We start from the raw sequence: 22,439 nt of genomic DNA on the forward strand, positions 1-22,439 counted from the left end.
AAATCTGTCGGGGGCGGGGTGGTGGGGGCCAGCAGGACCGTTGGCGCCATGGATGGCGCCATCGAGCCCCCATGGACGGGTTTACGGCGTGTCCTGCTGGCCCCCACCACCCCGCCATCCCACGGGAACCCCGCTTTTGCTTGGGCCGTTGCCGTTGCTTCGGCCCTGGCCTCGGCGGGTGCCGGGCGCCGCCCGGCCAAAGCCCTTCCCCCGCTTCCGGTACAATGTCGGGCCCGTTTCCCAACTACGGTTCCCCGGACATGATGGTCCTCGAGGGCGCGCCCGCCCTGTCGCCGTTCCGCCGCGAACGTCTTGAATCCCGCCTGCAGTCCATCGCTCACTCCCTTCGCATCAGCGGTGCCTGGCACGTCTACTTCGTGCAGCCCGAAGGCAGCACCGCACCCGACCTGACCACCCTGTGCCGCATCCTCGAAGCTGCGCCGCAGGCCGAGGCCCTCGCCGACGGTGCGGTCAGCCGCATCGTGGTGCCGCGCCTGGGCACGCTGTCGCCGTGGTCGAGCAAGGCCACCGAGCTGGTGCGCGGTGCCGGTCAGCCGGTCAGCCGGGTCGAGCGTGGCCTGCGCATCGATGTGCAGGGCTGGCCGGCCGATGCCGATGCCCGGCAGGCGCTGGTCAAGGCGCTGCACGACCCCATGACGCAGTCGGTGCTGGAGACCGTGGAGCAGGGCCAGGCGCTGTTCTCGGCGCCGGCCCGTGGCGAGCTGGAACGCGTGCCGGTGGACCAGTTGGAGGCTGCCAACCAGCGCCTCGGCCTGGCCATGGCGCAGGATGAGATCGACTATCTGCGCGAACGCTTCACCGCGCTGGGCCGCTCGCCGTCGGACGTGGAACTGATGATGTTCGCGCAGGCCAACTCCGAGCACTGCCGGCACAAGATCTTCAACGCCAGCTGGACCATCGACGGCCAGGAGCAGGACCGCTCGCTGTTCCGGATGATCAAGAACACCCACCAGCAGACCCCGCAGCACACGCTCAGCGCGTACAGCGACAATGCGGCGGTGATCGAAGGCCATCCGGCCTCGCGCTATCGCCCGGACCCGGCCAGTGGCGAATACCGCCGCGAGCCGCAGGTGCCCAGCGCGTTCCAGATCAAGGTGGAAACGCACAACCACCCGACCGCGATCGCGCCGTTCCCGGGCGCCTCGACCGGTGCCGGTGGCGAGATCCGCGACGAAGGCGCGACCGGCCGCGGTGGCAAGCCCAAGGCCGGCCTGACCGGCTTCTCGGTCTCGCACCTGCGCATTCCCGAACTGCCGCAGCCGTGGGAAGCGCCGCGCGCGCTGAACCCGCGCATGGCGCCGGCGCTGGAAATCATGACCGACGGCCCGCTCGGCGGCGCCGCGTTCAACAACGAGTTCGGCCGCCCGAACCTGCTCGGCTACTTCCGCAGCTTCGAGCTGCCCGAAGGCGCCGATCTGGTCCGCGCTTACGACAAGCCGATCATGCTGGCCGGTGGCCTCGGCGCCATCGACCGCATCCAGGTCGACAAGATCCAGCTGCAGGCCGGTGATGCGGTCATCGTGCTCGGTGGCCCGGCCATGCTGATCGGCCTGGGCGGTGGTGCCGCCAGTTCGGTGGCCTCCGGCGAAAGTGCCGAGGACCTGGACTTCGCGAGCGTTCAGCGCGACAACCCGGAGATGGAGCGTCGCTGCCAGGAGGTCATCGACCGCTGCGTGGCGATGGGGGCCAACAACCCGATCAAGTTCTTCCACGACGTCGGTGCCGGTGGCCTGTCCAATGCCATCCCCGAACTGCTGCACGACTCCAACGTCGGCGGCGTGATCGACCTGGGCAAGGTGCCCACCGACGATCCGTCGCTGTCGCCGATGCAGCTGTGGTGCAACGAATCCCAGGAACGCTACGTGCTGGGCGTGGCCCAGGAGCGCCTGGCCGAGTTCGCCGCGCTGTGCGCCCGCGAGCGCTGCCCGTTCGCTGCGGTCGGCGTGGCCACCGCCGAGGAACACCTGGTGGTGGCTTACGGTGCCGTGCCGGGCCACACCCCGGCCGATGCGCCGATCGACCTGCCGATGGACGTGCTGTTCGGCAAGCCGCCGAAGATGCACCGCGATACCGCGCATCCGCCGGCACCGCGCTGGCCGGCGCTGAAGACCGCGGGCCTGGATCTGCAGGAAGCGGGCCTGCGCGTGCTCGCGCACCCGACGGTGGCGTCGAAGAACTTCCTGGTCACCATCGGTGACCGCAGCGTCGGCGGCCTGACCGCACGCGAACAGATGGTCGGCCCGTGGCAGCTGCCGGTGGCCGATGTAGCCATCACCGTGGCCGACTTCGAAGGCGTGGCCGGTGAAGCGATGTCGATTGGCGAGCGCACCCCGCTGGCCCTGCTCGATGCGGCAGCTTCGGCACGCATGGCGGTGGGCGAAGCGCTGACCAACCTGTGCGCTGCCCCGGTCGATGCGTTGGATGAGATCAAGCTGTCGGCGAACTGGATGGCCGCGGCCGGCCACCCGGGCGAAGACGCGCTGCTGTACGACGCGGTGAAGGCCGTGGGCATGGAACTGTGCCCGCAGCTGGACATCAGCATCCCGGTGGGCAAGGACTCGCTGTCGATGCAGGCGCAGTGGCACGACCAGGGCGAGGCGCACAAGAGCGTGTCGCCGGTGTCGCTGGTGATCTCCGCGTTCGCACCGGTCGCCGACGTGCGCCAGCAGCTGACTCCGCTGCTCGACCGCGACGTCGAAAGCGAGCTGTGGCTGATCGGCCTCGGCGCCGGCAAGCAGCGCCTGGGCGGTTCGATCCTGGCCCAGGTGCATGCCGACCACGGTGACCTGCCGGCCTTCGCCGGTGCCGCCCCGGACCTGGACGACCCGCAGCGCCTGCGCGGCTTCTTCGAACTGATCCGCGATGCGCGCCAGGCCGGCCTGCTGCTGGCCTACCACGACCGCAGCGACGGCGGCGCCTTCGCCGCGCTGTGCGAAATGGCCTTCACCTCGCGGCTGGGCCTGGACATCACCCTCGATGCCTGGGGCGATGATCCGTTCCGCAGCCTGTTCAACGAAGAACTGGGTGCGGTGGTGCAGATCGCGCGCGAAGACCGCGCGGCATTTGCCGACCTGGTCGAGCGCCATGCATTGACCGAATGCGCACAGCGCATTGCCAAGCCGACCACTGCACCGGTGGTGCGCGTGTCGCTGGCCGGCGAGAACCTGGCCGAATGGCGCTGGGAAGCGTTGTTCGACGCCTGGTGGTCGGTCACCCACGCCATGCAGAAGCGCCGCGACAACCCGGCCAACGCCGATGCCGAGCGTGAGATCGCCCGTGCCTTCAACGCACCGGGCCTGAAGCCCAAGCTCAGCTTCGACATCAATGAAGACGTGGCCGCCCCGTTCATCAGCACGGGTGCGCGTCCGCGCGTGGCCGTGCTGCGCGAGCAGGGCGTCAACGGCCAGATCGAAATGGCGAATATCTTCGAACGTGCTGGCTTCCGTCCCTTCGATGTGCACATGAGCGACCTGATCGAAGGCCGCGTCGCCCTGCAGGACTTCACCGGCCTGGTCGCCTGCGGCGGCTTCAGTTACGGCGACGTGCTTGGTGCCGGCCGTGGCTGGGCGACGTCGATCCTGGAGCGCAGCGCGCTGCGTGATGCCTTCGCCGCGTTCTTCGCGCGCGAGGACAGCTTTGCCCTGGGCGTGTGCAACGGCTGCCAGATGATGAGCCAGCTGAAGGACATCATTCCCGGTGCCGAACACTGGCCGCAGTTCCGCCGCAACGCCAGCGAGCAGTTCGAGGCCCGCACCGCGCTGCTGGAAGTGGTGGAATCTCCATCGATCCTGCTGCGGGGCATGGCCGGTTCGCGCCTGCAGGTGGCAGTGGCGCATGGCGAAGGCCAGGCGGTGTTCGACAACGCGGTCGACCAGGCCGCGGCCCGTGTTTCGCTGCGCTACATCGATGGCCACGGCAACGTTGCCAACCAGTACCCACTGAACCCGAACGGTTCGCCGGACGGCATCACCGGCCTGACCAGCAGCGACGGCCGCGTGACCATCATGATGCCGCACCCGGAACGCACCCCGCGTGCGCTCAACATGAGCTGGGCCCCGGCCGAGTGGCAGGGTGATTCGCCGTGGATGCGCATGTTCCGCAACGCGCGGGTGTGGTGCGGCTGATCGCACCACATCGCGCACGCATCAATGCCGCCGCGTATGGAAAAACCCGCCGTTGACCGGCGGGTTTTTTCTTTGCGCGCGTGAAAATCCTGATGCGCCCGCTAGTTACATGGATTTTCAGGCGACAAAGTATCGTCACGCATCGCTAACAAAATCCTTTTATAAACAGGCGAAAAAGTGAACTGCTTCACGGCAATAGGATTTGTCGTGTCAAAGTCTTGACGATCTGCAAAGTTGCCGTTAACACTTGAACCCCGTTTCAGAATCATTCATTTCGCAGTAACCGGTTGGCGCACGCGCTCGGTTTTCTGTCGCTGCGCGCCGTTCGGCAATACCCCGCAGTAAATCACGCGAATAAACGCCCCCAGGGGACGTTGGGCCGGAAAGCCCAGCGGTGGCGTTGCTTTGCCCAAAACCAGTCCAATCAGGAGCCGTACCGATGAATCGGATTTATCGCAAGGTCTGGAACAAAGCATTGGGTCAGTTGGTGGTGGCCTCGGAACTGGCTTCCTCCGACAGCAGCAGCGGTGGGGTCGTCGACCAGCGCCGCGATGCGACACAGGCCACGCCCGCACTGCTGGCGGTGGCACTGGGCCTGGTATTGGGATTGGGCATGAGTGGCTCTGCCACCGCACAGTCGGTGCAGATCGGCGGTAGCGCCACCTGCGTGGCATTCAGCGGCAAGCTGCTCGAAAAGTGCCTGATCGAAGGCTCGGCCACGGCCAAGGGCAGCAATGCGGTGGCGATCGGCAGCAACAGCAGTGCGAGTGCGGCCAACAGCGTGGCGCTGGGCGCCGGCTCCAGGGCCACGCGTGCCAACACCGTCTCCGTCGGTGATGCCGGCAAGGAACGGCAGGTCACCAACGTCGCCGCAGGCACGCAGGCGACCGACGCAGTGAACAAGGCTCAGCTGGACGCGCAGGCGCGCGCCACGCAGGCCGCGCTGGCCGACGTTGCCGCCGACGGCGACCGCTATTTCAAGGCCGACGGCGCAGGCGATGACAGCGACGCGGCGAAGATCCAGGGCGAGGGCGCACTGGCCGCCGGTGCCGGTGCGCAGTCGCTGGCCAACGCCACCACCGCCATCGGCACCCAGGCCATCGCGGCCGGCATCGGCGCCAGCGCGTTCGGCCAGGGCGCCTTGGCGATCGGTGATGCCAGCGTAGTGGTCGGGCAGAGCGCGGCAGCCTTCGGCCTTGGCGATACCGCCGTCGGCGCCAGTGCGTATGCCGCCAGCGAGAACGGCGCAGCAACGGCACTGGGTGCATTGTCCGAAGCCACCGCAGACGGTGCGACCGCCGTCGGTGGCGGTGCCGTGGCGATGGGTCCCGGCAGTACTGCATTGGGTCGCGGCGCCACCGCCGCCAACGAAGCCTCGATTGCCGTCGGTGCGTTCAGCACGGCGGTCGGTGAATACAGCACGGCCCTGGGCTCCAATTCCGCCGCAGTCGCTACCGGCAGCGTGGCGCTGGGCGCCGGCTCGCTGGCCGACCGTGTCGATACCGTATCCGTCGGTGCCGCCGAATACGGCCTGACCCGCCAGATCACCAGCGTTGCCGCCGGCACCGAGGACACCGATGCGGTCAACGTCGGCCAGTTGAAGGATGTTGCCGCGGTGGCCGATGCCACCGCCAAGCGCTTCCAGGCCACCGGCAGCAGCAACAGCGATGCCGGCGCACTGGCTGAAGGTGATGACGCGCTGGCCGCCGGCGAGGCCGCCAACGCCATCGGCAACGGCACCACGGCGGTCGGTGCCGGTGCCACCGCCGTTGCGCAGAACGCGACCGCGGTGGGCAACAACGCGCTGGCCTCTGGCCCGAACAGCGCAGCATTCGGCAACAACGCGCAGGCCAACGGACCGGGCAGCGTGGCCGTGGGTGGCGCTGCGGTGGATGCCAACGGCAATCCGCTGATCACCAGTGGTGGCGTGCCGGTGGTCACCGGCGCCACCAGTGCCGGCGTGGGTGGCACGGCCGTCGGCGCCAGCGCCGATGCCAGCGGCTTTGCCGCATCGTCCTATGGCGTGGGGGCCTATGCCTCCGGCGCGCAGGCGTCGGCGTTCGGTGCGGTCTCCAATGCCATCGGTGATTACTCCACGGCACTGGGTACGCAGAGCAATGCCACGGGCACCAGCAGCGTTGCCATCGGTGGCCCGGCCGACCTGATTCCCGGCCTGGGCTTCTTCGTACAGACCCAGGCCAGCGGTGAATCGGCGACTGCGGTCGGCGCAGGCGCCATCGCCAGCGGCGACCGTGCCGTGGCCAACGGCAGCCTCAGCGAAGCCTCCGGTGCCGAAGCCACCGCACTGGGCTACTTCGCTTATGCGCCGGGCGAGAACGCCAGTGCGCTCGGCGCGCAGACCTGGGCCAGTGGTGCGCAGAGCACTGCGGTGGGCTACTACGCCACTGCACGCGGCGCCAACAGTGTCGCGCTGGGCGCGAACTCCGAAGCGGTGCGTGCCAACAGCGTTGCGGTGGGCAGCGCCGGCAATGAGCGGCAGATCACCAGCGTCGCTGCAGGCAGCGAAGCCACCGATGCGGTGAACAAGGCGCAGCTGGATGCGGTAGCGAACATCGCCGACAGCACCGCGCGCTTCTTCCAGGCCCAGCCGGAAGCCGACAGCGATGCCGGCGCGCTGGCCGAGGGGGAGGGCGCCATCGCGGCCGGTTCGTCGAGCAATGCGATCGGTGCGGGTGCCGTCGCCCACGGCGCGGCCGCGTCGGCGATCGGCGATGACAGCGTGGCGGTGGGCCGCAACAGTGCGGCCACCGGCAGCGGCGGCGTCGCCATCGGTGGCCTGGGCCAGGCCTACGACGAATTCAACCAGCCGATCATCGGCGCCGACGGCAAGGCGCAGCAGGTCGGCACCACTGCGGTTGCCGATGCCACCGCGGTCGGCAGCGGCGCGCAGGCCACCGGTGTTGCCAGCAGCGCCTTCGGCAATGCGGCCAAGGCCAGCGGTGACAACAGCTTCGCCGCCGGCGGCAAGTCGCGCGCAACTGGCGCGTATGCGGTGGCGGTGGGTGACAGTGCGTTCGCCAGCAGCGATGACAGCACCGCGGTGGGCGGCTACAGCTGGGCCACCGCCAGTGGCGCCAGCGCCTTCGGTTCCGGTGCGTGGGCGACCGCCACCAACGCTTCCGCGTTCGGCAACGCGGCGTGGGCCAGCGGCGCTGGCGCCACGTCGATCGGCTACAACAGCTGGGCCAACGGCACCAGCGCCACCGCCGTCGGCCGCGGTGCCTTCGGCTATGGCGACAACAGCGTGGCACTGGGCTTCCAGGCGCTGGGCAACAGCATCAACAGCATCGCCATCGGCACCAACACGGTGGCCGGCGGCGAAAGTGCGATCGCGCTGGGTGCGGGCAGCAATGCCACTGCCAGCAACGCCGTCGCAATCGGCGCGGGCTCGGTCGCCAACCGCGCACGCACGGTGTCGGTGGGCAGCAGCGGCAACGAGCGCCAGGTCACCAACGTTGCCGCCGGTACCCAGGCCACCGATGCGGTGAACAAGGCACAGCTGGACGCGGTGGCAAGCACCGCCACGACCACCAGCCGCTTCTTCCAGGCCAGCGGTAACGGCGACGATGTGGCGGGTGCGCTGGTGGAGGGCGACAACGCGCTGGCCGCAGGTGATGCGGCCAACGCCATCGGCAATGGCGCCACCGCGCTCGGCAGCGGTGCCAATGCGCTGGCCGGCAACGCGCAGGCGATCGGCTTCAACGCGCTGGCGACCGCCGCCAATGCCAGTGCCGTAGGCGCCAATGCACAGGCCACCGGCGAATACGCCACCGCGCAGGGTGCGGAAAGCGAAGCCAGCGGTGAGCAGAGTGCGGCGTTCGGCGCGGCCAGCATCGCCAGCGGCGCGGGCAGCACCGCCAGCGGTGCCTTGTCCGAAGCCTCCGGCGAAGAAGCCGTAGCCGTGGGCTACTTCAGCAACGCCAGTGGTAGTGGTGCCACCGCGGTCGGCAGCGAGAGCGTGGCCAGCGGCACGGCTGCGGCAGCGTTCGGTATCGGTGCCGAGGCCACCGGTGGTTACAGCACCGCCATCGGCGGCTATGCACAGGCTTCGGCCTTCAATGCCACCGCCTTTGGCAACTTCGCCAATGCCTCCGGTTCCAACAGCGTGGCGCTGGGCGGTGATTCGCAGGCGTCCGGTGCCTACAGCACCGCCACCGGCCAGGGCAGCCTGGCCACCGGTACCAACAGCGTCGCCATTGGTGGTTCGCTGTTCGGCACGCTGGCCACCGAAGCCTCGGGCAACTACTCCACGGCGGTGGGCGGTGGCGCCTGGTCGGGAGGCATCAACAGCACCGCGCTGGGCAATGCGGCGGAATCGCGCGCGGCCAACAGCGTGGCGCTCGGTGCGGATTCGATTGCGGACCGCGACAACACCGTGTCGGTGGGCGGCGGCGGGAACACCCGCCAGATCACCAACGTGGCCGATGGCACGCAGGGCAACGATGCGGTCAACAAGAACCAGCTCGATGCCGTAGCCGCCGCCGCGGAAAAGACCAGCAGGCAGTTCCAGGCCAGCGGCAATGCCGATGGTGAAACCGGCGCGCTGGTGGAGGGCGACAATGCGCTGGCCGCCGGTGATGCGGCCAACGCCATCGGCAACGGCGCTACCGCGCTGGGCAGTGGTGCCAATGCGCTGGCCGCCAACGCCACCGCCGTCGGCATCGATGCACTGGCGACCGGCACCAACGCGGCGGCACTGGGCAGCACCGCACAGGCCACCGGCGAGGACAGCCTGGCCCTGGGCAGTGGTGCCAGCGCCAGCGAAGTGGGGACAAGCGCGGTGGGCGCGCGTGCACAGGCAAGCGGTGTCTACAGCACCGCCAACGGTACTGAATCCAACGCCAGTGGCGCACAGTCCCTTGCCAGCGGCTTCCGCAGCGCGGCCTCCGCCGATGGCACCACAGCGGTGGGTGGCTATGCCGAAGCGACCGGTCGCCTCGGCACCGCACTGGGCTATGGCTCGGCGGCCAGCGGCGCCAACACAACGGCGGTGGGCTTCGGCGCGGCCGCGGCCGGCACCGGCGCGGTTGCGGTGGGTCAGTCGAGTGAAGCCAGCGGTGCGGAAAGCGTGGCGATCGGCGGCAGCACCTTCTTCGGCCTGATCCCATCGCGTGCCAGTGGCACCGGTGCGGCGGCGTTCGGTGCCGGTGCGTGGGCCACCGAGGACTACGCTACGGCCATCGGCTGGAATGCCTGGTCGGCTGGTACCAACGCCACGGCGCTGGGTGCAAACGCCACCGCCAATGGCAGCAACAGCGTTGCGCTCGGTGCCGGTTCCAAGGCTGACCGCGACAACACGGTGGCCGTTGGCAAGGCCGGCAGCGAACGCCAGGTCACCAACGTTGCCGCCGGTACCGAAGCCACCGATGCGGTGAACAAGGGCCAGCTCGACGCCGTTGCCAGCGTGGCCGACAAGACCAGCCGCCAGTTCCAGGCCAGCGGCAATGCCGATGGCGAGGCAGGTGCACTGGTCGATGGTGAAAATGCGCTGGCGGCCGGCAATGCGGCCAATGCGATCGGCAACGGTGCGACTGCGCTGGGCAGCGGCGCCAACGCCATGGCCGCCAACGCCACCGCGGTCGGCTTCGATGCACTGGCCACCGGCAACAACGCTGCCGCACTGGGCAATGCTGCGCAGGCCAGTGGTGTCGACAGCGTTGCGCTGGGCAGCGGCGCCAGCGCCAGCGAAACCGGCGCCAGCGCCACTGGCGCCGGGGCCCAGGCCAAGGGGCCCTACAGCACGGCCAACGGTGCGCAGTCCACGGCTACCGGCACGCAGTCGCAGGCCAGTGGCTTCCGCGCCAGTGCCTCGGCCGATGGCGCTTCGGCGCTGGGCAGCTATGCCGAAGCCAGCGGCCGCCTGGGTACTGCGGTCGGTTACGGCAGCAAGGCCACCGGTTTGAATGCCACGGCGGTGGGTGTCAGTGCCAACGCTTCGGCTGCCGGCAGTGTCGCACTGGGTGGAGGCTCGGTGGCCGATCGTGCCAATACCGTGTCCGTCGGCAGTGCCGTCAACAACCGGCAGGTCACCAATGTCGCCAACGGTACCGAAATCAATGACGCAGTGAATCGCGGGCAGCTGGACGCCGTTGCGTTCACCGCCAACACCACCAACCGATATTTCCGCGCCAATGGCACGGGAACCGCGAACGCCATCGGTACCGATTCGGTAGCGATGGGCTCGGTGGCCAATGCGGCGGGCGCACGCAGCATCGCGCTGGGTGCCAATGCCACGGTGTCTGCCTCCGGTGCACTGGCCGTTGGCGCCGGCGCGGGAGCGGTCGGCGTCAACTCGGTTGCAATCGGTGCCGGAGCACGTGCGCTGGATGCCAATGTTGTGTCGGTGGGCAGTGGCAACCCCACCGATGGCCCGGCCACCCGGCGCATCGTCAACGTGGCCGATGGCCGCATTGCTGCCGGCAGCAGCGACGCGGTGACCGGCTCCCAGCTCAATGTCACCAACCAGCGCGTGGGCGCAGTGGAAACCCGCGTCGGTGATTTCGATTCGCGCATCGCCACGGTGGAGACCACGGCGGCCAGTGCGGTCGGCTACGACGACGCCAGCCGTGACCGCCTGACCCTGTCCGGCTTCCAGGGCACCACCATCGACAACGTCGGTGCCGGCAGCATCGCCGCCGGCAGCCGCCAGGCGATCAATGGCGGCCAGCTGTTCCAGTCGCTCAGCGATGCCGCCAGCTTCCTGGGGGGCGGCGCGAGCGTCGGCATGCAGGGCGTGTTCGTGGCGCCGAACTACGTGATCCAGGGTGCCACCTACAGCAACGTCGGCGATGCGCTGGGTGCGCTGGACCGCAAGGTCAGCGAGATCGACCGCCGCACCGCCGGTGGCACGCGCTCGGGAACGGCCAGCCTGCGTTCGATGAGTGCCTCGCTGGATGAAAGCGCACTGGCCAGCGTTGCCGAAGCCCCGGCGACGGCCGATGCGGCACCGGCCAGCACCGCGCGCGTGCAGGGCACGCCGACCGCTGCGGCGGCGGGTGCGGGCATCCCGGTGGGCACCCCGGCATCGGGGCTCAACGCGGTCGCCATGGGCGACGGCGCGGTGGCCAGCGGCGCCTCGTCCACTGCCATCGGCCAGGGCGCAAGTGCCACCGCTGCCAACGCGGTGGCGCTGGGCCAGGGCTCGGTTGCCGATCGTGCCAATACGGTGTCGGTGGGCAGCGAAGGCAACGAGCGCCAGGTCACCAACGTGGCAGCCGGTACCACCGCCACCGATGCGGTCAACAAGGGCCAGCTCGATCGTGGCATGGCCACCGCCAACAGCTACACCGACAGCCGCGTGCAGGCCGTCGCCGACAGCTTCGATGTGTTCAAGGGCGAGGTCGACGGGCGCCTGCGGCACATGGATCGCCGCATCGACCGCCAGGGCGCGATGAGCGCGGCGATGCTCAACATGGCCACCAGTGCTGCCGGCATCCGTACCCAGAACCGGGTCGGCGTCGGCATCGGCTTCCAGGGCGGCGAATCGGCACTGTCGCTGGGTTACCAGCGTGCGATCAGCGATCGCGCCACGGTGACGGTCGGCGGTGCCTTCAGCAGCGACGACAGCTCGGTCGGCGTCGGTGCCGGCTTCGGCTGGTAAGCCACTCCATCGCGCCGGCGGCCACCCACGCCGGCGCAGCACCTGCAACGAGGGCCTGGGGGGAGGTCACGGCAATCCCGGCTGGGCCGGCCGGGAGTCGTCAAGGAATGATGGCCGCAGTGTTGGTTCGATCCATGACCCAGAAGAGGAATTCGACGTGATCAAGAAGCAGAACCTTCGCATCAATGTGTTGGCAGCCGCCGTGCTGTCGCTGACCGGTGTTGGCCTGGCACAGGCCGCCGACCTGAAAGCAAATGCGCCGTTGTCCGGCCCGAAGACGCAGCAGGTTGATGGCATCATCGTGAAGTACCGCGCTGGCAGCGCCGCAGCTGCCGATGCAAACGCCAAGCTGGCCGTGGTCAACTCGGCCATCGCGCGCGCCGTGCCGGCAGGCACCAACGCGGCTGCGCGCAGTGCCGCGCTGCGCCCGCAGGTGGCCCGCAAGCTTGGCATCGGTGCCGATCTGATCCGCCTGCAGGGAGGGATCGCGCGCGCCGAGCTGGACAAGGTGCTGGGCGAACTGAAGGCTGACCCGACCGTCGAATATGCGGTGGCCGACGCCGTCATGTATCCGATCGATGCCGCGTCGTCGCCGCGCGCTGACGCCGTCGCGAAGTCCGATGCGTCGCCCAACTTCGTGCCCAATGATCCGTACTACCAGAGCCACAACTGGCACTTCCACAACCCGGTCGGCGGCGTCAACGCACCGGCCGCATGGGACGTCTCGCAGGGCGAGGGCATCGTGGTGGCCGTGCTCGATACCGGCATCCTGCCCGAGCACCCGGATTTTGCCGCCGGCACCCTGCTGGAGGGCTACGACTTCATCAGCCAGGCCAGCCGCTCGCGTCGTGCCGCCGATGGCCGCGTGCCGGGTGCACTCGACTACGGTGACTGGATGCCCACTGCCAATGCCTGCTACGACGGTTCGCCGGTACGCGACAGCAGCTGGCACGGTACCCATGTGACCGGCACCATCGCCGAGGCCACCAACAACGGCCTGCATACCGCCGGCCTGGCCTACAAGGCCAAGGTGCTGCCGGTACGCGTGCTCGGCTACTGCGGTGGCACCCTGTCGGACATCACCGACGCCATCACCTGGGCTTCGGGCGGTACCGTGGCCGGCATCCCTGCCAACCAGAATCCCGCCGAAATCATCAACATGAGCCTGGGCGGCTCCGGCAGCTGTGATCCGGCCTACCAGGCGGCCATCACCGGTGCCACCAACCGCGGTACCCTGGTGGTGGTGGCAGCCGGCAACGACTCGATGAATGTCGCCAACGCCCGCCCGGCCAACTGCGACGGCGTGGTCTCGGTCGGCGCGACCGGCATCACCGGCGCCATGGCCTACTACTCCAACTTCGGTACCCGCATCGATCTGTCCGGCCCGGGCGGTGGCGTCACCGACGGCAATCCGAACGGCTATGTCTGGCAGGCGGTGTCCAGCAGCAAGACGTCGCCGCCGGCAGCTGGTTCCACCGAGGGCTACACCCTTGGCGGCAAGGCCGGCACCTCGATGGCGGCACCGCACGTGGCTGCCGTCGCCGCGCTGGTGCAGAGCGCGCTGATCGCCGCCAACCGCGACCCGCTCGCACCGGCAGGCATGCGGACCCTGCTGAAGGAAACGGCACGTCCGTTCCCGGTCAGCATTCCGTCCGCCACCCCGATCGGCACCGGCATCGTCGACGCCAAGGCCGCGCTGGACAAGGCCCTGGAAGAGCCGTGCACCGAGAACTGCGGGCCGGTGGCCAAGCCGCTGACCAACAAGGTGGCCATCGGCGGGTTGAGTGGTACCGCCGGCAGCAGCGTGCTTTACAGCTTCGAAGCTGCGGCAGGCAAGCAGCTCAGCGTCATCACCTATGGCGGCACCGGCAACGTATCGGTGTACCTGGCCAAGGGCCGTGAACCGAGTGCCACCGACAACGATGCGCGCTCGACCCGCCCGGGCACCTCGGAAACGGTGCGCGTAACTGCAGCGACTGCCGGCACCTACTACATCAAGGTGGTGGGCGAAGCGGCATACAGCGGCGTGAGCATTCTCGCCACGCAGTAAGCGCGCATCGCGGTAGTTGAATGGCCGAAGCCCGTCACCCGCATGTGACGGGCTTCGTCTTTTTACGAAAGCGGGCGGCGGGGCGACGGAAATCACGGCGTAACTGCTAAAGTCGAGCCGATTGACAGGAGGGTCACGTGAACGCGCTTGCTGCAACCGCCGCCGACGACGCCGAAGGTCGCATCCTGGATGCGTTGCTGGCGCGTGGCCGCCTCAAGGAGGGCGATCTTGCACGGGCTCGGCCGCTGCACGCGGAGGCGGGCGGCAGCCTGCTCGGCCTGCTGGTGAGGCTGGGGCTGGTATCCGAACGTGACCAGGCGCAGGCCAGCGCCGAGGTGCTGGGTCTGCCGCTGCTGGATGGCAAGCAATTGCCGGATTCACCGCCCCAGGGCCTGGCCGAGGGCCTGCCGCTGTCCCTTCGTTTCCTCAAGCAGTTCCATGTATGCCCGTTGGCGCTGGATGAACAGGGCGTGCGGCTGTGGCTGGCCGACGCCCACGATCCGTACCCGCAGCAGGCCGTGCAGCTGGCGCTGGGCGTACCGGTGACGCCGGTGTTGGGCATGCGTGCGGAGATCGATGACCTGGTCGAGCGCTGGTTCGGCCAGGGCCGCAGCGCGATGGGCGCGATCGTTGAAACCGCAGACGGCGAGGGTGGCGCGGTCGACGATATCGAGCACCTGCGCGACCTTGCCTCGGAAGCGCCGGTGATCCGCCTGGTCAACCTGGTGATCCAGCGTGCGGTGGAGCTGCGCGCTTCGGACATCCATGTCGAGCCCTTCGAGAGCCGGCTGAAGGTGCGTTACCGCGTCGACGGCGTGCTGGTGGAGGGCGAAAGCCCGCCGGCCAACCTCACTGCCGCGGTGATCAGCCGCATCAAGATCATGGCCCGCCTCAACATCGCCGAGCGCCGCCTGCCGCAGGATGGGCGCATCATGCTGCGCGTTCAGGGCAAAGAGCTGGACCTGCGCGTGAGCACGGTGCCGACCGCGCACGGCGAGAGCGTGGTGATGCGCCTGCTCGACCGCGAAACGGTAGTGTTCGATTTCCATCGGCTCGGCTTTACCGATGCGTTCCTGCCGCAGTTCCGCAAGGTGCTGGAACAACCGCACGGCATCCTGCTGGTCACCGGCCCGACCGGTTCGGGTAAGACCACCACGCTGTACACCGCGCTGAGCCAGCTCAACACCGCCGACGTCAAGATCATCACGGTGGAAGATCCGGTCGAGTACCAGATCGAGGGCATCAACCAGATCCAGGCCAAGCCGCAGATCGGCCTGGACTTTGCCAACGCACTGCGCAGCATCGTGCGCCAGGACCCGGACATCATCATGATCGGCGAAATGCGCGACCTGGAAACCGCGCGCATCGCGATCCAGTCGGCGCTGACCGGCCACCTGGTGCTGTCCACCCTGCACACCAACAATGCGGCCGGCGGCATCACCCGCCTGCTCGACATGGGTGTGGAGGACTATCTGCTCACTTCCACCATCAACGGCATCCTGGCCCAGCGCCTGGTGCGCCGGCTGGAACCGACGCACGCCGAGCGCTATGAAGCCTCGCCGGAGGAGATCGAGCGTTTCGAGCTGCGCCGTCTGCAACCGGAAGGGCCGATCCACCTGTACCGCCCGAAGCCTTCGGCACTGGCGCCGACCGGCTACCTGGGCCGCACCACCATCATGGAATTCCTGGTAATGAACGACGCGCTGCGGCGTGCGGTGATGCGCCGCGATGGCATGGGCGAGATCGAACGCATCGCCCGCGAAGCCGGCATGCGCACCATGTACGAGGATGGCCTGGCCAAAGCGCTCAGCGGCCAGACCACCATCGAGGAAGTGCTGCGCGTGACCGAGGAAAGCTGATGCGCGCAGGACGCCGGGGCTGACATGCCGAACTACCGCTACAAGGCGCTCAATCCGCACGGCGAGATCTTCGACGGGCAGATGGAAGCAGGCAGCGAGGCCGAACTGATCGCGCGCCTGCAGGATCAGGGCCACCTGCCGATGGAGACCCAGCTGGCCGATGGCGGCGTGGTCGGCGGCAGCAGCTGGCGCACGCTGCTGCGCCAGCGCCCGTTGCAGGGTGCGGCGCTGCTGCAGTTCACCCAGCAGCTGGCGACCCTGCTGGGTGCCGGCCAGCCGCTTGACCGTGCGCTGTCGATCCTGCTCGGCCTGCCGGAAGACGAGCGTTCGCGCCGCGCGATCACCGACATCCGCGACGTGGTGCGCGGTGGTGCGCCGCTGTCGACCGCATTGGAGCGCCAGCACGGCCTGTTCTCGCGCCTGTACGTGAACATGGTGCGTGCCGGCGAGGCGGGTGGCAGCCTGCACGAGACGCTGCAGCGGCTGGCCGACTATCTCGAACGCAGCCGCGCGCTGCAGGGCAAGGTGATCAACGCACTGGTCTATCCGGCCATCCTGCTGGTGGTGGTGGGCGGTGCGCTGCTGTTCCTGCTCGGTTACGTGGTGCCACAGTTCGCGCAGATGTACGAAAGCCTGGACGTGGCGCTGCCGTGGTTCACCAATGCGGTGCTGCAGCTGGGCCTGTTCGTGCGCGACTGGTGGGTGCTGCTGCTGGTGGTGCCTGCAGTGCTGGCACTGTTCTTCGAACGCAAGGTACGGCAGCCGGCGTTCCGGCTGGCGCTGGATGGATGGCTGCTGCAGCGTCGCGGCATCGGCCGCCTGCTGGGCGAACTGGAAACCGCACGGCTGGCGCGCACGCTGGGCACCCTGCTGCGCAATGGCGTGCCGCTGCTCGGGGCGCTGGGCATCGCACGCAACGTGCTGGGCAACCGCGCGCTTGCCGCTGACGTGGAAGCGGCCGCCGATGAAGTGAAGAACGGTGCCGGCCTGTCGCTGGCGCTGTCACGTGGCAAGCGATTCCCGCGCCTGGCGCTGCAGATGATCCAGGTCGGCGAGGAGTCCGGCGCGCTCGATACCATGCTGCTGAAAGCTGCCGACACGTTTGAACAGGACAGCGCCCGTCGCATCGACCGCCTGTTGGCGGCGATGGTGCCGGCGATCACCCTGGTGCTGGCCTCGGTGGTCGGTGCGGTGATCGTGGCCGTGCTGGTGCCGTTGTACGACCTGACCAATGCCATCGGCTGATGATGGCTCCCTACGCAACCTCGACACTCCGCAACTGAAAGGACCGACCATGATTGCTTCCCGTCGACCGATCCGCCTTTCCTTCACCGCCGCGCGCAGCCAGTCGGGCATGAGCCTGCTGGAAATCATCATCGTCATCGTGCTGATCGGCGCGGTGCTGACCCTGGTCGCCAGCCGCGTGCTGGGCGGCGCCGATCGTGGCAAGGCGAACATCGCCAAGGCCCAGGTGCAGACCGTTGCCTCCAAGGTCGACAACTACCAGATCGATACCGGCAAGCTGCCGGGCTCGCTCAACGATCTGGTGACCGCACCGGCCGGTGTCGGCGGCTGGCTGGGCCCGTACGCCAAGCCGGCCGACCTGAATGACCCGTGGGGCCACGCGCTGGAGTACCGCGCGCCGGGCGAAGGCCAGCCGTATGAACTGATCAGCCTGGGCAAGGACGGCAAGGCCGGTGGCAGCAGCGTCGACGCTGACATCCGCTACCAGCCGTAACCGGGCATGACGCATTTCCTGCCGCGCCGGCTGCCTCGCCCGCGCCTGCACGACAGGCGCGCAGCGGGCCTGTCGTTGCTGGAAATGCTGCTGGTGATCGCGCTGATCGCCGCGATCGGCCTGATCACCGCCGCGGGTCTGTCGCGCGGCTTTGCCGGCATGCAGCTGCGCAGCGCCGGCAAGGACATCGCCAACCAGCTGCGCATGGTGCGCGCCCAGGCCATCGCGCGCGGTGAACCGCAGCGCTTCGTGATCGAACCGGCGCGTCGCCACTGGCAAGGTGCGAACCAGCGCCAGGGCGACGTCCCGGCGCAGCTGCAGGTGCAGTTCGAAGGCGCCGCGCAGCTGGCCACCGCACCGGGGCAGGGCGTGATCGAGTTCCATCCCGATGGTGGCTCCAGTGGTGGCCGCATCCGGCTGCAGCGTGAGGGCGCCGAATGGCGCATCGATGTCGGCTGGTTGACCGGCGAGGTCCGCTCCGGCCCGTGGCAGGCGCCATGAAGCGGCGGGCGCGTGGTTTCACCCTGCTGGAAGTGATCATCGCCTTCGCCCTGCTGGGCCTTGCGCTGACACTGCTGCTGGGCAGCCTGTCAGGTGGCGCGAAACAGGTCCGCGAGGCCGAGCTGCGCACGCGTGCGGTGCTGCATGCGCAGTCGTTGCTGGCCGAAGCCGGTGTCGCCTCGCCATTGCAGGTCGGCAGCCAGCAGGGCGACTGGGAACAGGGCCGATACCATTGGGAGCTGCAGGTGCAACCATGGGTCGAGCCGCGTGCCGGCAACGTGGCACAGGTACAGGCGCAATCGCCGGGGGCTCCCTGGCTGGCCGAGCTGCAGCTTCAGGTGCGCTGGGGCGACAGCGAACGCGAACAACTGCGCTGGCGCAGCCTGCGCCTGCTGCCACCGGACCTGGAGAGCGCGCGATGAAGCGACGCGCCGCAGGCTTCACCCTGGTGGAAGTGATGCTGGCCACGGTGCTGTTGGCCGGTGGCCTGGCGTTGGCGTTCGCCAGCGTGCGCTCGGCGATGGCGGTGAGCCAGCGTGGCGAGCAGATTGCCGCCGAGAGCGAACGCATGCGTGCGGTTGAGACCTTGCTGCGGCGACAACTGGCGGGTGCGCTGCGCACGCCGCTGGAAGTGCCCGATCCCACCCGCGAACCGATCTTCTTCCAGGGCGAAGAACAACGCATGCTGTTCGCGGCTGATCTACCCGGTTATCTCGGCCGCGGTGGGGCGTACCTGCATGCATTGCAGGTGGACGGCCGCAGCGGCCAGCAGCGCCTGCTGCTGGACCTGGTGCTGCTGCAGGAAGGCGAGCGCATTGCCGAGAATCCGCCGCGCCCGCCGGAGGTGCTGGTGGAGAACCTCAAATCGGTACAGCTGCGCTACCGCGGCATCGATGCCAGCACCGGCCAGGTCACCGACTGGATGCCGCGCTGGGACGATACCCGGCGCCTGCCGATGCTGGTGGAGATCCAGATCGTGCCCGCCAAGGGCGCCCCCTGGCCTGCACTGGTGGTCGCTCCGCGCGCGGGCGGCAGTGGAGGTGCACGGTGAACCGGGAACGCGGCGCGGCACTGGTGCTGGTGCTGTGGCTGATCGCGCTGATGACGGCGCTGGTGGGGGCGTTCGCGTTGAGCGCGCGGGTCGAGCATCTGCAGCAGCGGGTGCTGGACGATGATGCGCGTGGCCAGGAGCGTGCACGGGCGGGACTGGAGTACGCGCTGACGCGCCTGTCCGCCGATCCGCAGCGAGCGCCCTGGCGCGCCGATGGCCGTGCCTATCGCTGGCAGTTCGATGACGCCAGCATCGAGATCAAGGTGCTGGACGAGAACGGCAAGATCAACCTGAACCTGGCCGACGTGGCCCTGCTGAGCGCCTTCCTCAAGGCGCTGGGTGAAGACGAAATGCAGGCCCGCCAGCTGGCCGGCGCGATCGTCGACTGGCGTGACGAGGACAGCCTGCTGCAGCCCGGCGGTGGTGCCGAAGCGCCCGACTATGCTGCGGCAGGCCTGCCCTATGGCCCTCGCAACAAGCGTTTCGAGACCCTTGGCGAGCTGCAGCGGGTGCTCGGCATGCGTGGGCCGTTGTATCAGAAGATGCTGCCGCACCTGACCCTGTACAGCCGCCAGGCGCGGCCGGATCCGCAGTTCGCCAGTGCGGTGGTGTTGACCGCATTGGGCCTGGACGCCGATACCGTGCTGGCCCAGCGTGCCCAGCAGGAGCGTGATGCCGATTCCGCTGCGGGTGCGTCAACCCTTGCCAGCAGCAGTGGCACCTATAGTATCGAGTCCCGTGTCACCGACGGCAGTGGACGCCGGTCGGTGTTGCAGGCGGTGGTACGCAATGGCTCGGGCGGGGTTCCCGGGCGGTCCTACACAGTGCTTCGCTGGGAGCAGGGAATGACAGCAAGATGACGGCTTGGCAGGACAGTGTGCGGCAGGTGCAGGGCCGGATCGGCCCGGGCGTCGGCCGTTTCCTGCGCTGGTGGCGGCAATCGTTGCTGGCGTGGGTGCCGGCCCGTTGGCAGTGGGCGCTGGGCTGGGCGCAGGCACGCCTGCTGCTGCAGCGTGAAGGCGACCAGCTCCAGGTCTGGCGCGAGGCCGGTGAGCGCCGCGAGCCGGTGGTACGGCTGCCGTGGCCGCTGTCCCCGGCCGAACTGGATCGCGTGCTGGAAGCCCGCCTGCGCAGCTTGCCGCGGGTGTGGCTGCTGCCGGCCGCCGATGTGCTGCGCCGGCAGCTGCGCCTGCCAGTGGCGGCGGCTGACCGCCTGCGTGCGGTGGTCGGCTTCGAGATCGACCGGCAGACGCCGTTCGAATCCAGCCAGGTCAGCTATGACGTGCGTGAACGTGGCGCGGCAGGCGAGGGCCAGCTGCAGGTCGAACTGGTGGCTTGGCCGTTGCGGCAGCTCGAGGCCTGGCGCAGCAATGTGGGCCAATGGGCCGATGTACTGTCCGGTGTCGATGCCATCGATGCGCAGGGCAACATCCTGCAGGTGAACCTGCTGCCGCCCGCGCAGCGTCAGCAGCAGGCCGACCCGATGCGGCGCTGGAACCTTCTGCTGGCGGTGGCCGCGGTGGTGATGCTGGTGCTGGCTGGCCTGCAGCTGCTCGACAACCGCCGCGCGGCAGCTGACGAACTGCGGGCCCAGGTGGAGCGCAGTGCGCGCAGTGCGCGTGGCGTGGCCAGCGAACGTGCGCAGCTGCAGGCGCTGATCGACGGTGCTGCGTTCCTGGAAAAGCAGCGCGGCCAGCGCGCCGGTACGGTGGAGATCTGGAACGAACTGACCCGGCGCCTGCCGGAGGGGACGTACCTGGAAAAACTGGCCATCGAGAACAACAACCTGCAGCTGATCGGGCTCAGCCGCGAGGCATCGCAGCTGGTGCAGCTGCTGCAGGATGCGCCGCAGTGGCGCAAGGTGAACCTGACCGGCGTGCTGCAGGCCGATGGTGCCGCCAGCGGCCGCGACCGCTTCACCATGACCGCTGAACTGCAGCCGTTGCCGACGGCAGCCCCGACCCGGGAGGCGGCCGATGCCGATGCCAAGCGCACGCCGTGACCGCTGGCTGGCACTGGCACTGCTGCTGGCAGTGCTGGGCCTGGCCTATCTGCTGCTGGTGCACCCGTGGTTCACCCAGCCGCTGCGCGAGATCGATGCCGATGTGGCCGCACTGCGCGAGCGCGAATCGCGGGTGCAGGCACAGTTGCAGCAGAAGCCGCAGATCGAGCAGCGCCTGCGCGCCACCCGGGAAGCCCTGCAGCAACGGCCGGGCTTCCTGCGCGAAGCGACCGCCGAAGCGGCTGCCGCTGCGCTTGGCGCCAAGCTGCAGGATGCGGTGGCGATGGCCAGCCCGGGCAACCGCAGCTGCACCATCAGCAACCGCACGCCGCTCACCGACAACCGCCGGGACGCCGAGTTCGTGCGCGTGGCCATGCAGGTGCGCCTGCGCTGTGGCGTGGCCGAGCTGGCCACGGTGCTGCACAGCCTGGAAACCGGCAGCCCGCGCTTGTTCGTCGACAATCTCAACCTGATCGCGCAGCGCTTCCAGCAGTCGCCGAATGAATCCGGGCTTGGCCTGGATGTGTCGTTCGAGCTGGCGGGCTACCTGCTGCCGGGCGCTGCTGCCGATGGCAGTGCCCCGGCACCTGCCGCCGAACCGGTGTCCGCGCCGCAGCCGCCTTCGGCGGCCCCCGCCCCCGCACCGGCTGCGCCGGCCGAGGGACAGGAGGTGGCTGATGAAACTTGAGCAGATCAGCCTGCGCACCGGTTTCCTGCTGGCCCTGGCGGGTTGGGCCGCGGCGGTCTGGTTGGCCACCGGCTTCGGTCTGGGCAGCCAGCTACCCGTTGCAGACGGCGATGCCGATGCGGCGCCTTTGCTGCCGGTGCTGCCGCCGTTGGCCGCAGAACGCATGCCCAGCGCCGACAGCTACAGCGCGATCGGTGAGCATCCACTTTTCGCTGAGGACCGCACGCCGAAGCCCTACCTGCTCGGTGGAAGCGAGCCTGCCGCCAGCGCCGCGCTGCGCTTGACCGGCGTGCTGCTGACCGGCGACTTCGGCATGGCCACCTTCACCACCGAACAGAATCGTTCGCTGCGGCTGCGCCTCAATGGCGAAGCGGTGGAAGGCTGGCAACTGGTGGGGCTGGCGCCGCGCCAGGCCACGGTGATCGGCCCAAGTGGCAGCCAGGTGCTGGAACTGGCCGTGTTCAACGGCCAGGGCGGCGAGCCACCCACCGTACTACGGGGTGCCAATGGCGCGCCGCCGGCGGGTGCGGTCGTTGTGCCGCCGCCGGCGGGCGCACCGCCGATGCCATCCCCACCTCCGGCTGCTGCAACCGCAACCGCGCAGCCGCAGCCCGCCAGCAGCGTGCCACCAGCCGCCGCCGCGGCACCGCCTGCCAACAACAACGGCCCCAGCGAAGCGCAGATGCAGGCCATCCGCGAACGCATCCAGGCCCGTCGCCGCCAGCTGCAGCAACAACAGCAGCAACAACCGTCGCCGCCCCCGGGCGATGGCACCAACCGATAG

13 protein-coding genes are annotated in these 22,439 nt (G+C 69.0%); all 13 read left to right on the forward strand.

Annotated features, from left to right (window positions below):
• The first annotated feature begins 260 nt into the window (after window positions 1-260).
• Window positions 261-4,145 (forward strand): phosphoribosylformylglycinamidine synthase, encoded by a 3,885-nt coding sequence (purL, locus tag ACZK0Z_RS03280; protein ID WP_197633581.1) that lies wholly within the window; start codon window positions 261-263, stop codon window positions 4,143-4,145.
• 439 nt (window positions 4,146-4,584) lie between these two features.
• Window positions 4,585-11,766 (forward strand): ESPR-type extended signal peptide-containing protein, encoded by a 7,182-nt coding sequence (locus ACZK0Z_RS03285; RefSeq protein WP_336339905.1) that lies wholly within the window; start codon window positions 4,585-4,587, stop codon window positions 11,764-11,766.
• A 157-nt stretch (window positions 11,767-11,923) separates the two neighbouring features.
• Window positions 11,924-13,816, forward strand: coding sequence for a S8 family serine peptidase (locus ACZK0Z_RS03290; protein WP_197633579.1), 1,893 nt, complete (start codon window positions 11,924-11,926; stop codon window positions 13,814-13,816).
• A gap of 137 nt (window positions 13,817-13,953) precedes the next feature.
• The gene (gene gspE, locus ACZK0Z_RS03295) at window positions 13,954-15,675 is read left to right on the forward strand and encodes a type II secretion system ATPase GspE (RefSeq protein ID WP_049428792.1); all 1,722 of its coding nucleotides are present in this window, start codon (window positions 13,954-13,956) and stop codon (window positions 15,673-15,675) included.
• A gap of 24 nt (window positions 15,676-15,699) precedes the next feature.
• Window positions 15,700-16,920 carry a type II secretion system protein XpsF gene (gene xpsF / locus ACZK0Z_RS03300; RefSeq protein ID WP_049428794.1) on the forward strand — a complete coding sequence of 407 codons (1,221 nt, stop codon included), beginning with the start codon at window positions 15,700-15,702 and terminating at the stop codon, window positions 16,918-16,920.
• A 49-nt stretch (window positions 16,921-16,969) separates the two neighbouring features.
• A complete protein-coding gene (gene gspG / locus ACZK0Z_RS03305; protein ID WP_049428795.1) occupies window positions 16,970-17,413 on the forward strand; it encodes a type II secretion system major pseudopilin GspG in 444 nt (147 codons plus the stop codon).
• A gap of 6 nt (window positions 17,414-17,419) precedes the next feature.
• Complete coding sequence (gene xpsH, locus ACZK0Z_RS03310; protein ID WP_049428797.1) at window positions 17,420-17,914, forward strand: type II secretion system protein XpsH; 495 nt, start codon at window positions 17,420-17,422, stop codon at window positions 17,912-17,914.
• Complete coding sequence (xpsI, locus tag ACZK0Z_RS03315; protein WP_049428798.1) at window positions 17,911-18,336, forward strand: type II secretion system protein XpsI; 426 nt, start codon at window positions 17,911-17,913, stop codon at window positions 18,334-18,336. The genes xpsH and xpsI overlap by 4 nt, the downstream gene beginning before the upstream one ends.
• Window positions 18,333-18,965 (forward strand): type II secretion system protein J, encoded by a 633-nt coding sequence (locus tag ACZK0Z_RS03320; protein WP_049428801.1) that lies wholly within the window; start codon window positions 18,333-18,335, stop codon window positions 18,963-18,965. The genes xpsI and ACZK0Z_RS03320 overlap by 4 nt, the downstream gene beginning before the upstream one ends.
• Window positions 18,962-19,825, forward strand: coding sequence for a type II secretion system minor pseudopilin (locus ACZK0Z_RS03325; protein ID WP_049428803.1), 864 nt, complete (start codon window positions 18,962-18,964; stop codon window positions 19,823-19,825). The genes ACZK0Z_RS03320 and ACZK0Z_RS03325 overlap by 4 nt, the downstream gene beginning before the upstream one ends.
• The gene (locus ACZK0Z_RS03330; protein ID WP_197633578.1) at window positions 19,822-20,967 is read left to right on the forward strand and encodes a PilN domain-containing protein; all 1,146 of its coding nucleotides are present in this window, start codon (window positions 19,822-19,824) and stop codon (window positions 20,965-20,967) included. The genes ACZK0Z_RS03325 and ACZK0Z_RS03330 overlap by 4 nt, the downstream gene beginning before the upstream one ends.
• Window positions 20,942-21,655, forward strand: a complete 714-nt coding sequence (gene gspM / locus ACZK0Z_RS03335; protein ID WP_049428806.1) for a type II secretion system protein GspM — start codon at window positions 20,942-20,944, stop codon at window positions 21,653-21,655. Before ACZK0Z_RS03330 ends, gspM begins: the two co-directional genes overlap by 26 nt.
• Window positions 21,645-22,439: a general secretion pathway protein GspN gene (locus ACZK0Z_RS03340; protein ID WP_197633577.1), complete on the forward strand. Its 795-nt coding sequence runs from the start codon at window positions 21,645-21,647 to the stop codon at window positions 22,437-22,439. Before gspM ends, ACZK0Z_RS03340 begins: the two co-directional genes overlap by 11 nt.

It is taken from the genome of Stenotrophomonas sp. 116085_Sma, assembly GCF_056479585.1.

What these genes read in the sequence shown, in the direction of transcription:
- purL (WP_197633581.1), top strand. Translation starts at nt 261, where the DNA reads ATGATGGTCCTCGAGGGCGCGCCCGCCCTGTCGCCGTTCCGCCGCGAA.
- ACZK0Z_RS03285 (WP_336339905.1), top strand. Translation starts at nt 4,585, where the DNA reads ATGAATCGGATTTATCGCAAGGTCTGGAACAAAGCATTGGGTCAGTTG.
- xpsF (WP_049428794.1), top strand. Translation starts at nt 15,700, where the DNA reads ATGCCGAACTACCGCTACAAGGCGCTCAATCCGCACGGCGAGATCTTC.
- gspG (WP_049428795.1), top strand. Translation starts at nt 16,970, where the DNA reads ATGATTGCTTCCCGTCGACCGATCCGCCTTTCCTTCACCGCCGCGCGC.
- xpsH (WP_049428797.1), top strand. Translation starts at nt 17,420, where the DNA reads ATGACGCATTTCCTGCCGCGCCGGCTGCCTCGCCCGCGCCTGCACGAC.
- xpsI (WP_049428798.1), top strand. Translation starts at nt 17,911, where the DNA reads ATGAAGCGGCGGGCGCGTGGTTTCACCCTGCTGGAAGTGATCATCGCC.
- ACZK0Z_RS03320 (WP_049428801.1), top strand. Translation starts at nt 18,333, where the DNA reads ATGAAGCGACGCGCCGCAGGCTTCACCCTGGTGGAAGTGATGCTGGCC.
- ACZK0Z_RS03330 (WP_197633578.1), top strand. Translation starts at nt 19,822, where the DNA reads ATGACGGCTTGGCAGGACAGTGTGCGGCAGGTGCAGGGCCGGATCGGC.
- gspM (WP_049428806.1), top strand. Translation starts at nt 20,942, where the DNA reads ATGCCGATGCCAAGCGCACGCCGTGACCGCTGGCTGGCACTGGCACTG.
- ACZK0Z_RS03340 (WP_197633577.1), top strand. Translation starts at nt 21,645, where the DNA reads ATGAAACTTGAGCAGATCAGCCTGCGCACCGGTTTCCTGCTGGCCCTG.